This is a genomic window from Microbacterium sp. Root61, from assembly GCF_001427525.1.
Lineage (GTDB): Bacteria > Actinomycetota > Actinomycetes > Actinomycetales > Microbacteriaceae > Microbacterium.
The window spans coordinates 1,697,014-1,712,620 of sequence record NZ_LMGU01000001.1 but is presented as its reverse complement, the minus strand read 5'-3'; the positions used below and the strand labels follow the sequence as shown (position 1 = coordinate 1,712,620).

The 15,607-nt window shown below is 69.8% G+C and carries 10 protein-coding genes; 8 read left to right on the top strand and 2 right to left on the bottom strand.

Translation table 11 applies throughout. The features are described from left to right. Positions 1–107 precede the first annotated feature (107 nt). A complete protein-coding gene (locus ASD65_RS08350) occupies positions 108–1,346 on the top strand; it encodes a serine hydrolase domain-containing protein (protein WP_056224639.1) in 1,239 nt (412 codons plus the stop codon). A gap of 21 nt (positions 1,347–1,367) precedes the next feature. On the opposite strand, the gene ASD65_RS08345 is transcribed toward ASD65_RS08350, so the two are convergent. Both ASD65_RS08345 and ASD65_RS08340 read right to left on the bottom strand, forming a co-directional pair. Further along, a complete protein-coding gene (locus ASD65_RS08345; protein WP_056221045.1) occupies positions 1,368–2,033 on the bottom strand; it encodes a response regulator in 666 nt (221 codons plus the stop codon). Then, positions 2,021–3,769 carry a sensor histidine kinase gene (locus ASD65_RS08340; RefSeq protein ID WP_056221041.1) on the bottom strand — a complete coding sequence of 583 codons (1,749 nt, stop codon included), beginning with the start codon at positions 3,767–3,769 and terminating at the stop codon, positions 2,021–2,023. The genes ASD65_RS08345 and ASD65_RS08340 overlap by 13 nt, the downstream gene beginning before the upstream one ends. Before the next feature lie 187 nt (positions 3,770–3,956). Here ASD65_RS08340 and ASD65_RS08335 point away from each other — a divergent pair, with 187 nt between their 5' ends. The 7 genes from ASD65_RS08335 (at position 3,957) to ASD65_RS08305 (ending at position 15,607) form a co-directional block, all read left to right on the top strand. Further along, positions 3,957–6,083, top strand: coding sequence for an MMPL family transporter (locus tag ASD65_RS08335; RefSeq protein WP_056221040.1), 2,127 nt, complete (start codon positions 3,957–3,959; stop codon positions 6,081–6,083). After that, entirely contained in the window at positions 6,046–7,362 is a 1,317-nt protein-coding gene (locus ASD65_RS08330) for a sensor histidine kinase (RefSeq protein ID WP_056221037.1), read from the top strand. Before ASD65_RS08335 ends, ASD65_RS08330 begins: the two co-directional genes overlap by 38 nt. Before the next feature lies 1 nt (position 7,363). After that, positions 7,364–7,984, top strand: coding sequence for a response regulator (locus tag ASD65_RS08325; RefSeq protein ID WP_056221033.1), 621 nt, complete (start codon positions 7,364–7,366; stop codon positions 7,982–7,984). 84 nt (positions 7,985–8,068) lie between these two features. Beyond that, positions 8,069–8,515: a DUF2871 domain-containing protein gene (locus ASD65_RS08320; RefSeq protein WP_056221031.1), complete on the top strand. Its 447-nt coding sequence runs from the start codon at positions 8,069–8,071 to the stop codon at positions 8,513–8,515. Then, positions 8,512–10,179, top strand: coding sequence for a DHA2 family efflux MFS transporter permease subunit (locus tag ASD65_RS08315; RefSeq protein ID WP_056221027.1), 1,668 nt, complete (start codon positions 8,512–8,514; stop codon positions 10,177–10,179). Before ASD65_RS08320 ends, ASD65_RS08315 begins: the two co-directional genes overlap by 4 nt. Positions 10,180–10,188: 9 nt before the next feature. Then, entirely contained in the window at positions 10,189–12,282 is a 2,094-nt protein-coding gene (locus ASD65_RS08310; RefSeq protein WP_056221025.1) for a S9 family peptidase, read from the top strand. 40 nt (positions 12,283–12,322) lie between these two features. Continuing rightward, positions 12,323–15,607 (top strand): DEAD/DEAH box helicase, encoded by a 3,285-nt coding sequence (locus ASD65_RS08305; protein ID WP_082561627.1) that lies wholly within the window; start codon positions 12,323–12,325, stop codon positions 15,605–15,607.

Here is a 15,607-nt window from a genome sequence, read left to right as displayed (position 1 = left end):
GTTCGGTCGCCGGCACAGGACCTGGATCCATGGTGCAGGGGCGCGTGGCTCGCCAGACTGGGAGCCGTTTCCCGCGCCTGCGGGCGAAGGAGGATGCCGTGAACAGCATGGGGACCACTGACCGGACGATTCCACGGCGGACGCTGCTGAGGCAGCGCGGAGCAGCCGCGGTCATCATCACCGCAGCGCTCGCGCTCGCGGCATGCTCGGGCGGCGCGACGGCGGGAGAGAGCGCCACGCCCACCGCGTCCGAGGACGGCCAGGCCCTGAACGTCAACGCGGACGAGCTCACGGCCGCGTTCGAGGAGGACGCCGCCTCGATGTTCGTGCCCGGTGCGGTCATGCTCATCCAGTCGCCCGATGGCGATGTGGTGTCCGCCTACGGCGTCACCGAGTGGGGCGGTTCGACTCCGGTTTCCGTCGAGGATCACGTGCGGATCGGCTCGAACACCAAGACGTGGACCGGAACCGTCATCCTGCAGCTCGTCGATGAAGGGGCGATCGCACTCGATGATCCGGTGTCGGATTATCGTCCGGATGTGCCCAACGGCGAGAACATCACGATCGAACAGCTGCTGAACATGCGCAGCGGCCTCTACAACTACACGACGACCCTCGAATTGAACACCGCGCTGGATGAGGATACCCAGCGCGTCTGGCAGCCGGAGGAACTGGTCGCGATGGGCCTCGCAGAGCCGCCCTACTTCGCGCCGGGTGAAGGCTACACGTACTCGAACACCAACACGGTGCTGCTCGGGCTCATCGCGGAGCAGCTGGACGGCAAGCCCCTGGCCGAGATCTACCAGGAGCGCCTGTTCGAGCCGCTCGGTCTCTCGGAGACGTCGTACCCAGAGGTGACCGACACCTCACTGCCCGAGCCGTACTCGCACGGATACATGTTCTCGACGAACGTCGACACGATGGTCGAACCCTCGCTCTCCGAGGAGGATCTTGCCGCGGTGGCCGACGGCACGCTGCTGCCGACCGATCACACCAACGACAACCCGTCGTGGACGTCGGCGGCCGGCATGGGCATCTCCACCGCAGAGGACCTGGCCACCTGGGTCAAAGCGATGGGGACCGGCGGGCTGCTGAGCGACGAACTGCAGGCGGGCCGTATCGCGAGCGTGGACGCGAGCGAGGACGCGTACGGCTGGGGCCTGGCCGGGATGAACCAGTTCTACGGCCACATCGGCTCGCTCCCCGGCTACAACTCGTTCATGGGCTACGACCCCGCCACCGATGTGACGGTCGTCGTATGGACGAACCTCGCGCCCGCCGCAGACGGCGGAGCGCCGGCGGCGTTGCTCGCCAAGACGCTGATCGACACGATGTACGGCCCCTGATACGAGTGATCGGCGGTGCCCTCACTGCGTGGGGGGCACCGCCGATTGCAGGTAGCGGATCACCGCGATCACCCTTCGGTGATCATCGGCATCGATCGTCAGACCGAGCGCGTCGTAGATGTTCGACGTGTGCTGCACGACGGCCTTCTCGCTCACCACGAGCTGGGCAGCGATCGCGGCGTTGCTGCGGCCCTCGGCCATCAGCCCGAGCACCTCCAGCTGGCGCGGAGTCAGACGACCCAGCGCTGCCGTGCCACGGCTCGCGCGCGCGACGATCATCGACACCACCTCGGGATCCAAGGCCGTACCGCCGGCGGCGACGCGACGGAGGTCCGCCGTGAAGGTGCGAACATCCGAGATCCGCTGCTTGAGGAGATAGCCGAAACCGCCGCCGTCGCCGTTCAACAGCTCGGCGGCGTATCTGCGCTGCACGTGCTGCGACACGACCACGACGCCGATGTCGGGGCGGGAATGACGGATGCGGAGCGCCGCCACGAGACCTTCGTCGGTGTAGCTCGGAGGCATCCGGATGTCGGTCACGACCAGGTCGGGGAGGTGGCGGAACACCTCTCGCTCGAGCTGCGTCGCGTCGCTCACGCTGGCGAGGACCTCGAAGCCGTCGCTGGCGAGCACGTGCGCGATCCCCTCGCGCAAAAGAACCTCATCCTCACCGATCACAACGCGCATGGCAGCTCCACTTTCACCAAGGTCCCCTGGGCGCTGGTGGAACGGACCGAGATCCGGCCGCTCAGCGCGTCGACGCGGTCGGAGAGCCCGCGCAGGCCGGAACCGGCGCCGACTCGTGCACCCCCGACGCCGTCGTCCTCCACCTCGAGCACCAGCTGTCCCTCGCGTTGATCGATCGTCACTCTGACCATCGAAGCCCGCGCATGCTTGACCGTGTTGGCGAGCGCCTCGGCGATGATGAAGTACGCAGTGTGGGCGATCGAGGTCGTGATCGCCGTCTCGTCGACTTCGGCATGGAGAGTCGCGGGCACCGCGAGACGGTCCACCAGATCCTCCGCTGCCGCCACGAGACCCTGCTCGAGCAGCTCAGCAGGCAGCACGTCGTGCACGAGGCGACGCAGATCAGCGGCTGCCCGGTCGATGCCGTGCCGCAGCTTCTCGGCCGCGGCCCCGGTGACCGCCGGTGTCGAAGGCGCGTTGGCCATCGTCTGCGCTTCGATCGCAAGGAGCACGAGCTGCATCTGCAGCCCGTCGTGCAGGTCGCGCGCGATCCGCGAACGCTCCCGATCCGCGGCATCGACGATGCGGAGGCGCGAGAGCATGAGCGCCTCGTTGCTCGTGAGCAGCTGGACGGTGAGGCGCTCGCGGTCGAGGGCGATGGCGAGCACCTCGGCGGCACGACGGACCGGCGACGGCTCGGCGATCATCAGCGCGTCATAGTCGATCGCCCCGACGAGTTCGTCATCGACGCGCACCTGGAGCCATCCGCGGTCGGTGTTCGACGAGTCGTCGGGCACCGGGATGCCGTGTTCGTCCACGAAGCGATCGTGTGCGGGATCCCAGTACACGACTCGAAGCGTGCTATCGCCGAGCGTCGTCGCCAGTGCCTGTGCGACTGCCGGGCGGCTCGCGCCCCGAATCGCGAGCCACTCGCTCAGGGACTCCAGCGGGGTGGTGCGGGTGAAGCCGCCGAGCAGGACGCCGAGGAGGAACGCGATGGGAAGCCCCGCCAACAGCGCTACCTGAAGCGATTGGATCAGGACCTCGTCCACTCCCAACGGAAACAGGATGTTCGGGACCAGTGGCAGCCCGAGCACCGCGAGGATGCCGTATGTGAACAGGGGCAGCAGGATGCGCCGATGCACGGCATCTGCTGACAGCAGCCGTCCGAACAGCACGATCGCTGTGAGGACCATCACCATGAGGCCGAGCAGGCTCTGCAGCAGCCCCAGATTGACGCTCCCGTGCGAGATCTCCCCGACGAGATCGAACCCGATGCACAAGACGTAGCCCAGGACGACGGTGACGATCGAGAGCCGTCCGCGCAACCGACCGGAGGGGAAGGCGAGCAGCAGATGCACCGCGACCGCCAGGATGCTGGTTCCGAACACCAATTGCACCGTGAGAAGGACGGGGAAGCCGAGGTATCCGACGCTCCCCAGCAGAACGGAGAGAGCGCCGATCAGGAGCAGGCCCCCGATGCCGTTCGTCGGCCGACGCCACCACGCGAGGATTCCCGCCGCTGTCCAGATCCAGAACAGTGCGGTGAACTCCAGCACCTCCCACAGCTGGGCATTCGGACCTTGCCCGACCCCGACCCCGATCTCGATGAGCCCGATCACGCCCGCGAAGGCGGCGATGAAGATCAGCGGGAACTCGCGCGAACCCGTCCGGCCACCCTGCAGACGCCGGGGCGTCGGATGGGTGAGAGGTGAGACGGAGGGCTGCGAGGCCACGAGGGGTCACTCTCGGTCGAGGGGCGGAAGCGATTGCTCCACACTGGCGGACCGAGGCATCCGGATCAAGCGACCTGGGTCGCGTCCCCGAGCATCGGGAACGCCCGGTCCCCTCCATCGAAAGGTGGAGGCATCGGTCCACCACCTGCGCGATCCGCAAAGCGTGGGCAGCGGGTGGACTCGAAGCATGCCCGAACCCCGCCCTCGCACGACCCTGGCCGAACGACTCACTTCGCGAAAGGGGGCGTGGATCTCACTGGCGATCGGCCTCTTCGCGATCGTCATGCTGATGGGTGCCTTCAGCGGAGCGAAAGCCCCCGCCGGCAACGACGCGGCACCCCCGACATCCGAGTCCGCCGCGGTGACGGAGCTGCTCTCGCAGTTCCCCGATGGCGACAAGCAATCGGTGCTGGTCGTCGCGAGCCGCGATGACGGCGACCCGCTCAGCGAGTCCGACCTGGCCGCACTCGACGCGATGGTGCCGGCGCTGAACGAGGAGACCGGCCACACGGCGTCGCCCGTGATCACGAGCGACGACGGTCGCGCCGCCGTCGTGCAGACCCCGATCACGATCGGCGACGACAACAAGGCCACGGCCGAGGAGGTCAAGGCGCTGCGCGGTGTCGTGGCGGACAACTCGATCGACGGCGTGACCGTGCTGGTCACGGGCGGACCGGCGTTCGGCGCGGACATCACCTCCGCGTTCGAGGGCGCTGATTTCACCCTGCTCATCGTCACCATCGGGATCGTCGCGCTGCTGCTGATCCTCACCTATCGTTCGCCGATCCTGTGGATCATCCCGCTGACCGTCGTCGCCTTCGCCGACCAGCTCGCGAGCAAGACGACCTCGGCGGTCGGCACCGCGCTGGGCCTCCAGTTCGACACCGGCATCGTCAGCGTCCTCGTGTTCGGCGCAGGGGCCAACTACGCCCTGCTGCTCATCTCGCGCTACCGCGAGGAGCTGTTCGTCAATGACAGCCACCGCGTCGCGCTGGCCACCGCATGGCGCAAGACGGCCCCGGCGATCCTCGCGTCCAACGTGACGGTCGTGCTGTCGCTGCTCACGCTCGTGTTCGCCGTCATCCCCGGCACGCGAGGTCTCGGCATCTCCTCCGCCATCGGACTGCTCATCGCCCTGGCCGCCGTGCTCCTGGTGTTGCCTCCGCTGCTGGCCGTCTGCGGCCGCCGCATCTTCTGGCCGTTCGTCCCGCGCCCGGGGCAGCCGCACACACAGGGTCGCACCTGGCGTGCGATCGCGACGCGCGTGGTGCGTCGCCCGGTCGTGGCGCTCGTGGCCGGCGGTGCGGTGCTCGCGATCATGGCGACCGGCCTGTTCGGCGCCTCGATCGGCCTCAGCCAGACCGAGAAGTTCCGCGTTGCATCCGAGTCGGCCGCCGGCCTCGAGGTGCTCTCCGAGCACTTCCCCGCGGGTGAGGCGCAGCCGCTGACCGTCATCACGAACACGGACGAGACGGATGCCGTCGTCGCAGCCGCCAAGGACGTGGACGGGGTCATCCGGGTCACCGTCGTGAGCGAGAGCTCGGACGGCGACCTCACCCGAGTGCTGGTCACCGGAGAGCCGGCACCCGGCACCCCGGAGAGCCTCGACCTCGTCCGCGAGCTGCGCACCGCCGTGCACGACGTCGTCGGCGCCGATGCGCTCGTCGGCGGAGCCGTGGCGACCGACCTCGACGCCCGCGACGGCAACATGCGCGACCTGCTGCTGATCGCGCCACTCATCCTCGCGGTCAGCTTCATCGTGCTGCTCATCCTGCTGCGCTCGCTCGTCGCGCCGATCCTCCTGATGCTCGTGAACCTCGCGAGCGCCGCCGCCGCCATCGGCGCCGGAGCATGGTTGAGCCGTGTCGTGTTCGGCCAGGACGCCCTCGACCTGCAGGTTCCGCTGCTGTCGTTCCTGTTCCTGGTCGCCCTCGGCATCGACTACACGATCTTCCTCGTGCACCGGGCCAAGGCCGAGGCCGCCGTGTGGGGCACCAAGCGGGGCATGGTGGAGGCGGTCGCCGGCACCGGCGGTGTCATCACGAGCGCCGGCATCGTGCTGGCCGCGGTCTTCGCGGCACTGGGCGTGCTACCGCTGGTGACACTGGGCCAGATCGGCCTCATCGTCGGGCTCGGCGTGATCGTCGACACCTTCGTGGTGCGCACCGTCATCGTGCCGGCGATCTTCAGCCTGGTGGGAGAGAAGATCTGGTGGCCGGGCGGGCTCGCGACGCGGTCGCGCGACATCGCCCCGGAGAGCGAGGGAGAATCGGACCATGTCGACTCCACCGAACCCGCCGGCGTCGCCGGGTAGGGACGTGTCCGAGCCGGCGGTGCGGGCCGATGGGCCTGCACCGTCGCGCCGGGGCGTGGGCGCGATGCTCCGTTCGATGCGGGTGGGGCAGATCGTCATCGCCGCGGTGCTGGTGGTCGTGGGCGGGGCGCGGGCGATCGCCGACGGCACGCCGCCGATCGCGGCGGTCGCGGTATCCCTCGTCTTCGCCGGCTGGTACTTCGGTGGAATCCTGCTCGCCGAGCGCACCGAGGACCGCCGCGCCGGTGCGATCTGGCTGCTCGGGCTCGGGCTGATCTGGGTAGGCGCCGTCGCGGTCTCGGTCGAGTTCGTCTGGCTGTCGTTCTCGCTGTGGCTGCTGGGCGGGCTGATCCTGCGGCTGCGGTGGGCCATCGTCTACTCGGTCGCGGTGTTCGTCGTGGTCGCCGTGGCACCCGTGCTGCACAACGGCACCACGACGTACGCGAACCTCATCGGCCCGCTCATCGGCGGACTGTTCGCGTTCGGGGTCTCGCGCGGCTACCTCGAGATCGAGAAGGAGTCGCAGGAGCGGCAGCGGCTCGTGGACTCCCTCATGCTCGCGCACGCCGAGATGGCCGATCTGCAGCAGGAGCTCGCCCGCACGCAGCGGGAATCCGGCGCGATCGAGGAGCGCACCAGGCTCTCCCGCGACATCCACGACACGATCGCGCAGGGGTTCTCCTCGATCGGCCTGCTCGCCCGTGCCGCCGGGGATCGCGGCGACGCGGCCGACGCGCCGCGGGTCTTCGGGCAGATCGAGGCGCTCGCCCGCGACAATCTCGCGGATGTGCGGCGCATCGTCGCAGCGCTGGCGCCGGCCGAGCTGGACGAGGGCGCGCTGGCGGGAGCCTTGGGACGGATGCTGGAACGGCTCGAGGCCGAATCGGGCATCGCCACCGAACTGCACGTCGATGCCGGGTTCCCGGCGCTGCCGACCGCCGTCGAGGTGGCCCTGCTGCGCACCGCCCAGTCCGCGCTCGCCAACGTGCGGCAGCACTCCGGCGCGAGTCGGGTCGTGGTCAACCTCGTCGATGCAGAGGATTCGGTGCGGCTGGACATCGTCGACGACGGCCGCGGGTTCGACGCGGACGACTGGGACCGCGCCGGTCGCGGTGCCGCCGTCAGCGGGTACGGGCTGCACTCGATGGGCGCCCGCCTGCGCGAGCTCGGCGGCGGGCTCGAAGTCGAGAGCGCACCGGGCGACGGCACCGCGCTGTCGGCGCATGCCCCCTTCGCACCGGTCGCCGAACCGTCGCCCCGACCGCACGGGGAGCACTGACGTGCCGGTCACCGTGCTGCTGGTCGACGACCACCCGATCGTGCGCGCCGGGCTGCGCGCCCTGTTCGAGCACCGGTCCGACGTCGAGATCGTGGGGGAGGCCGCCTCCGGCGAGGAAGCGCTGGTGCTGTCGGCGCACCTGCATCCCGACGTGGTGCTGTGCGATCTGCGGCTCGGCGCGGGCATGGACGGCGTGCAGACGACCGCCGAGCTGCGGGCGCAGCATCCCGCTCCCGCCGTCATCATCCTCACCACCTTCGATCGGGATGCCGAGATCCTGAGCGCGATCGAAGCCGGCGCTGCCGGGTACCTGCTGAAGGACGTTTCTCCGGAGACGATCCTGCATTCCATCAAGGAGGCCGCCGCAGGACGGATCGTGCTCGCCCCGGAGATGGCGCAACGCGTCGTGGCCGGGATGCGACAGCCGCGCGTGCGCCTCACCGAGCGCGAACTGGACGTGCTGCGCCTGCTCGGCGACGGCGCGTCCAACCGCGAGATCGCCCGCACACTGTTCGTGACCGAGGCCACCGTGAAGACGCATCTGGTGAATCTCTTCGCCAAGTTGGGCGTCGAAAGCAGGGCGAAAGCGGTAGCGTCGGCACGAGAAAGCGGGCTCATCTGACGGTGGAGCGATGTTCTCCACCTTTCGGCTGATCCGCTGTGAATGCTTCGCGTTCAGGCTGGATGCAGATCGAAAGGACTTCTCATGAAGAAGCTGTTCTATGCCTCGTTCGCCTACATGATCGTGGGTGTCCTCTCCGGGCTGTACTACCGCGAGTTCACCAAGATGAACGACTTCCCCGAGGGGCAGTTCACCCAGCTCGGACTCGCCCACACGCACCTGCTGACGCTCGGCTTCATCGTGCTGCTGATCGTGCTGGCCCTGGAGAAGGTCTTCACGCTGTCGCGCAGCCCGCTGTTCACCTGGTTCTTCTGGGTCTACAACGTCGGTGTCGTGATCACTTCGGCGATGCTCATCTGGCACGGGTCGCTGACCGTGCTCGGTCAAGAATCGAGCGCCATGATCTCCGGCATCGCCGGCATGGGCCACATCATCCTGACCATCGGAATGGTGCTGCTGTTCCTGTGCCTGCGTAAGGCGATCGTCGAGGATGCCGCGGCCAAGAAGGTCGTCACGGAGGCACGGGCATGACCTCGTCCCCGGTCCCGGTCGAGGAAGCGCCCCCCAGCCGCCGTGCGTGGCTCGGCCTGGCCGTACTCTCGGCCGGGCTGGGGATGATCGTGCTGGACGGCACGATCGTGGGCGTGGCTCTGCCCGCCATCATCGAGGACCTCAAGCTCGACCTCACCGACGCGCAGTGGGTCAACAGTCTGTACGCGGTCCTGCTGGCTGCGCTGCTGCTGTCCACCGGACATCTGGCCGACCGGTGGGGGCGAAAGCTGCTCTTCCTCGCCGGCATCGTGGTGTTCGTCGGCGGCAGCATCTATGCCGCGACCGCGGACGCCTCCGGACCGCTGATCGCCGCGCGCGCGGTGCAGGCGGTCGGTGCGGCGCTCATCATGCCGGCAACGCTGTCGACGGTGAACGCGACCTTCCGCGGCAAGTACCGCGCCGCGGCGTTCGGCGTTTGGGGCGCCGTGATCTCCGGTGCGGCCGCCGTCGGCCCCCTGGCCGGTGGCGCGCTCACCCAGTACCTCTCGTGGGAGTGGATCTTCCTCGTCAACATTCCGCTCGGGATCATCGTCTTCGTCGCCGCCCTCTTCACCGTTCCCGAGACCCGCGGAAGCAAGGGGCTGCCGGGCGTGGACGTCGACGGCGCCCTCCTGAGCGGCATCGGCTTCGGGGCACTGGTCTTCGCCGTGATCGAGGGCCCCGACCTCGGCTGGTGGAAGCCGAAGGTCGACTTCCACATCTTCGGGTGGGTCTGGCCGGCCACGGCCCCGATCTCGATCGTGCCGATCGCATTCGCCGTCGCCGCCGTCGCCCTTGTGCTGTTCGTCGTCTGGGAGCGGCACCGCGAACGCGTGCGGCGTTCGGCACTGCTGGATCTCCACCTGTTCGAGCTGCCCACCTTCTCGTGGGGCAACCTCACCGCGGCGATGGTCGCGGTGGGCGAGTTCGCGATCATCTTCGTCCTGCCCCTGTACCTCATCAACGCGCTGGGGCTGGATGTCATGGGTGCGGGTCTGGTGCTGGCGGCGATGGCGATCGGCGCCTTCCTGTCCGGCGCGGCGGCTCGCCACGTGGCGGCACGGTTCGGGTCACCGGGAACCGTGCTGATCGGCCTCGGGCTCGAGCTGCTCGGACTGCTGATCGTCGCCTTCGTGACCACCGGATCGACCCCCGGATGGCTCATCGCGCTGCCGCTCATCGTCTACGGCCTCGGCCTCGGACTGGCGTCGGCCCAGCTGACCGGCACCGTGCTGCGCGACGTCCCGGTCGAGGTCTCGGGTCAGGGATCTGCCACGCAGAGCACCGTGCGGCAGGTCGGGTCGGCGTTGGGTACTGCGTTCGCCGGTGCCGCACTGTCGGTCTCGCTCGCCCTGACGCTGCCCGCCGCCCTCGAGAAGGCGGGCGTCACGGGGTCCGAGGCGGACTCGCTCGCCGACGCGACCCGGCAGAGCGCCGGTTCGACGATCACGCAGCTGCGGGTCGAAGGCACGTCGAGTCAGCTGGGCTCGCAGACCGACGCCGTGGTGCAGGCCTTGGCCGACGGGTTCGCCGACGGCACCCGCTGGGCCATGTTCGTCGCCGCCGGATTCCTCCTGCTCGGCTTCGTCGGAGCCGTCAAACTGCGCAAGAGCAGCGAGCTTCCGGTGCCGGTCATCCGTGAGGCGGAGCAGAACGAGCATTAGCGTGGAGGCATGGCCTCTTCTGCGTTCGATTCCCTCGACGACTACATCGCGCTTCCGCGTGTCGAAGCGCTTGCACTCTCTCCGGACGGCGCGCACGTCGTGCTCACGGTCGCGACGCTCGCCAAGGACGCCACGTCGTACGAGCGGTCGCTGTGGGCCGTCGCGGCCGACGGGTCGGGGACACCGCGCCGACTGACCCGATCGACGAAGGGGGAGTCGGGGGCGGCGTTCACCGCGAACGGCGACCTGCTGTTCCTCTCGTCGCGCCCCGACACCGACGGCGATGACGCCGATACGCAGCTCTGGGTGCTGCCGGCCGCGGGCGGTGACGCCCGGCCCGTGACCCGACTGGCCGGGGGAGTGAGTGCGATCGCCGCAACGGCCGAAGGCGCGGACCGCGTGGTCCTGTCGGCGGAGCTGCTGCCTAGCACCCGCACGCTCGAGGAGGACGCGAAGCTGCGGGCCCGTCGCAAGGACAAGAAGGTGTCGGCGATCCTGCACGAGACCTACCCGGTGCGATTCTGGGATCACGACCTCGGGCCGTCCGAACCCCACCTGCTGGCGCTGGACCTCACCGCCGCCGAGGCTGCGGCGGCCGTCCGCCCCGCGTCGGCGGCAGAGGCCGCCGCGGCGGACGACGAGTCCACAGAGGACTCCACCGACTACCCGGCGACGCTCCCGCGCCCGCGGGACCTGACCCCGCAGCCGGGCCGTTCCGCCACGACGCAGGGTGTCGCTCTGACGCCGGACGGCGGCATCCTGATCGCTGCGATGCGGGTGAGCGTGCAGCGCGACAGCCGCTACGTGCTGGTCGCGATCGACACCGCCACTGCTGTGCACACGGTGCTCTGCGACGAGCCGGACGTCGACTTCGAGATGCCCGCGATCAGCCACGACGGCACGCTCGTCGCCTACGTGCGGACGCAGAAGAGCACGCCCACCGGCCCGACCGAGCAGGAGCTGTGGGTCGCCGCGATCGACGGCTCCGCGCCGCGCCGCGTCGCGGCTGCCTGGGATCGGTGGCCGTCGAGCCTCGCCTTCGATGCGGGGGATGCCGCGCTCATCGTCACCGCAGACTCCGACGGGCGGGGGCCTGTCTTCCGCGTGCCACTGGATGGCGGTGCGGTCGCGCAGGTCACGCACGACGACCACACCTACAGCCACGTCGCCGTCGACACCTGCACCGGCGACCTCCTCGCCTTGCGCTCGTCGTGGGTCGCGCCGTCCCACCCCGTGCGCATCGCGCGTGACGGCACCGTGACGGTCCTGCCGACCCCGGCACCGCTCCCGACCGCTCCCGGATCGATCACTGAAGTCGAGACGACCGCCGCCGACGGCGCGCGCGTGCGCGGCTGGCTGCTGCTGCCGGAGGGGGCATCGGATGCCGCGCCCGCCCCGCTGCTGCTGTGGATCCACGGCGGCCCGCTGAACAGCTGGAACTCGTGGAGCTGGCGCTGGGCGCCGCTGCTCGCCGTCGCCCGGGGGTACGCCGTGCTGCTGCCGGATCCGGCGCTGTCCACCGGCTACGGCTTGGAATTCATCGCGCGCGGCTGGAACAGCTGGGGTGGCAAGCCGTACACCGACCTGATGTCGATCACCGATGCGGTCGTCGAGCGCGGCGACATCGACGAGACCCGCACCGCGGCGATGGGCGGCTCGTTCGGCGGCTACATGGCCAACTGGGTCGCCGGGCACACGGACCGGTTCCGTGCGATCGTCACGCACGCGAGCCTGTGGGCGCTCGACCAGTTCGCCGGCACCACCGACAGCTCCGCGTACTGGCAGCGCATCTTCACGCCGCAGGGCATGATCGAGAACTCCCCGCACCGCTTCGTCGAAGACATCCGCACGCCCCTGCTGGTCATCCACGGCGACAAGGACTACCGCGTGCCGATCGGCGAGAGCCTGCGCCTGTGGTCGGAGCTCGCCGAGCACCACGCGGAGCCGGACGGATCCACGATCCACCGGTTCCTGTATTTCCCCGACGAGAACCACTGGGTCCTCAAGCCCCAGCACGCGGTGGTCTGGTACCAGACCGTCTTCGCTTTCCTGGCGCAGCACATCGGCGATGCGGAGTGGAAGCGACCCGAGCTGCTGGGCTGAGCCGGACGCCGGGGTGCTCCGGGCGTGACACGATAGAAGGATGCCCGACGCCAGCCTGCCCTCCGTCGAGGAGCTGACGATCGCGCGTCTGGTCGGGCCGCTCGCGCACAGCCGAGGTCGGGCCTACGCGGAGGGCGACCGGGTCGAGAACCTGGACTGGAACCCGGCCGAGCAGGTGCTCACCGGCACCGTGCGCGGCTCGGCAGACGCTCCCTACCGGGTGACCGTCGCGCTCGTCGGTGCCCACACCGCCCGGGTGATGGTGCGCGCGGCCACCTGCACGTGCCCCGTCGCCATCAACTGCAAGCACGTCGCCGCCCTGCTCTACGCCGCAAAGGAGCGGCGTCGCAAGGCCGAGGCCGCCGAGGCGGTGGCCGATGCGACCCAGACCGAGAACGGCTGGCGTGGCCTGGTGGCGGCACTCGATCGCGTGCCGACGGCCGACCAGCGCCCGACGCGCTCGCTCGCCCTGCAGTTCGAGCTGCGCCACCGTGCCGGCCGGCGCGACGGCCGCGGCACCGGCGCACGAGACGAGACGGCGCGGGATGCGGCATCCGTCGATCGCCTCGCCGTGCGCCCCGTCACGACCGGCTCGCGCGGCTGGATCAAGGGCGACCTGACGTGGCAGAACATCGGATACCAGGGCACGGCGGCGGGTTACGACCCCGCGCAGGCGCGCTGGTTCGCTCAGCTCAACACGCTCAAGGGCGCGTCGCTCGGCGGGTACGTCGAATACGGATCCGACTGGATCACCCTCGACCACTTCGAGTCCGGCCTGCTCTGGGCGCTCCTGGCGGAGGCGGACTCCCTCGGCATCCCGCTCGTCAGCACGACCACGCCCCACGTCACCATCGTCGGCACGGCCGAGATCGGGTTCGACTCGCGGATGACCAAGGACGGTCTGGTGCTGACGCCGAGTGTGTTCCTCGACGGCCAGCCGAGGGATGCCGCGACGGCCGGCCTGATCGGCGCGCACGGCGTCTACGCGCACGACCTGGACGCCGGGTCGCTCGTGCTCGCACGTCTCGTGGCACCCCCGACGCGCGCCCAGCGCGGGCTCGTCGAACGGCCGCTCCCCGTGCGGGTCACGGAGGACGAGGTGCCGGAGTTCCTCGACGAGCACTTCGCCACCCTCGCCCGGTCGGTGCGCGTGGTCAGTGTCGACGAGAGCTTCACTCCGCCGCCGGTGCCTCCGGCGACGCTCGTGCTCACCGCGCGCTTCGACGCGGGCCACGTGCTGCGCCTCGACTGGCAGTGGGATCTGTCCGCCCACCGCCACCTCCCGCTGGACGTGCCGGATGCCGCGTTCCTGAACCCCGTCACCGACCGGCTGCCTGCGCTCGCCGCCGCCGAGATCCTGGCCGCCGATCCTGCCGGTGCTCCGGGTCTGACCTCGCGTCGGGCCCTGCGACCCACTGCCGCCCTCCGCGGGCTGGAAGCCGCTGAGTTCACGGCCCGGCTGCTCCCGCTGCTGCAGGGACTGGACCATGTGCGCGTCGAGGTCCTGGGCGAGAAGCCGGACTACCGCGAAGTCGTGGAGACGCCGGTGCTGACCGTCTCGGCTGTGGAGTCCGAGTCCAACGACTGGTTCGACCTCGGCGTCATGGTGACGGTGGAAGGCCGCGCCGTGCCGTTCGGCCCGCTGTTCCGGGCGCTGTCCCGCGGCGCGAAGAAGCTGCTGCTGCCCGATCACAGCTACCTCTCCCTCGATCAGGCGGTCTTCGCCCCGCTGCGCGAGCTGATCGAGGAGGCCGGCACCCTCGAGGAGTGGGAGACGGGCCTGCGCATCAGCCGCTACCAGACCGCGCTCTGGGCCGAGTTCGAGGACCTCGCCGACCAGAGCGAGGCGGCCGTCGCGTGGCGCGAGACAGTCGATGGCCTGCGCGACATCGACACGGTCACCCCGCCGCCGGTGCCGCAGGGGTTCGCCGGGGAGCTGCGACCGTACCAGCTCGAGGGGTTCCGCTGGCTGGCGTTCCTGTACGCGCACCGGCTCGGCGGCATCCTGGCCGACGACATGGGCCTCGGCAAGACCGCTCAGACCCTCGCCCTCATCGCCCACACGGCCGAACAGAGCGAGGAAGGGGCGCCATTCCTCGTCGTGGCTCCGACCTCGGTCATGTCGAACTGGGCGCGCGAGGCCGAGCGCTTCACCCCCGGACTGAAGGTCGCCGAGGTGACCGCGACGCGCGGCGCGGGCCGCACGATCGATGACGTGCCGGCCGGGACGAACATCGTCCTGACGACGTACGCGATCCTGCGTCTGGACGCCGAGGCGTTCGCCGACCGTGAGTGGGCAGGCCTCGTGCTCGACGAGGCGCAGTTCGCCAAGAACCCGGCATCCAAGGTGCACGAGGCCGCTCTCGGCATCCGCGCGCCCTTCCGCCTCGCCGTCACCGGCACGCCGATCGAGAACAACCTCTCCGAGCTGTGGGCGCTGCTGCACATCGTCGCGCCCGGCATGTTCCCCTCGGCGCGCGAGTTCGCCGAGCAGTACCGCCGCCCCATCGAGGTCAACCATGATGAGGAGCGGCTCGCCCGGCTGCGGCGGCGCGTGCGACCCTTCATGCTGCGGCGCACGAAGGAGGCGGTCGCCCCCGAGCTGCCGCCCAAGCAGGAGCAGGTGCTGGAGATCCCGCTGGATCCCCGCCACCGCCGGATCTACGACCAGCATCTGCAGCGCGAGCGGCAGAAGATCCTCGGGCTGGTCGACGACCTCGATCGCAACCGCTTCATCGTGTTCCGCTCGCTGACCCTGCTGCGGATGCTGAGCCTCGATGCGGGGCTGATCGATCCGGTGGGTTACGCCGATGTGCCGTCCTCGAAGCTCGACGCGCTGCTGGACCAGCTCGACGACATCGTGGGCGAGGGCCACCAGGCGCTGGTGTTCAGCCAGTTCACATCGTTCCTGCAGCGCGCCGCCGATCGGCTCGACGCACACGGCATCCCGTACGCCTATCTGGACGGGTCGACACGGCAGCGCCAGAAGGTCATCGACGGATTCCGCCGCGGCGACGGCAAGGTGTTCCTGATCAGCCTCAAGGCCGGCGGGTTCGGGCTCAACCTCACCGAGGCGGACTACGTCTTCCTGCTGGACCCGTGGTGGAACCCGGCGAGCGAGGCGCAGGCGGTCGACCGTGCGCACCGCATCGGCCAGACCAAGCACGTCAACGTCTACCGGATGGTCGCGGCGGGCACCATCGAGGAGAAGGTCATGGCGCTCAAGGCCAAGAAGGCCGAGCTGGTCTCCGCGGTCATGGACGACGAGGCCTTCTTCAGCGAGGCGCTGTCGGCCGACGACATCCGCGGGCTGCTGGAGACCTAG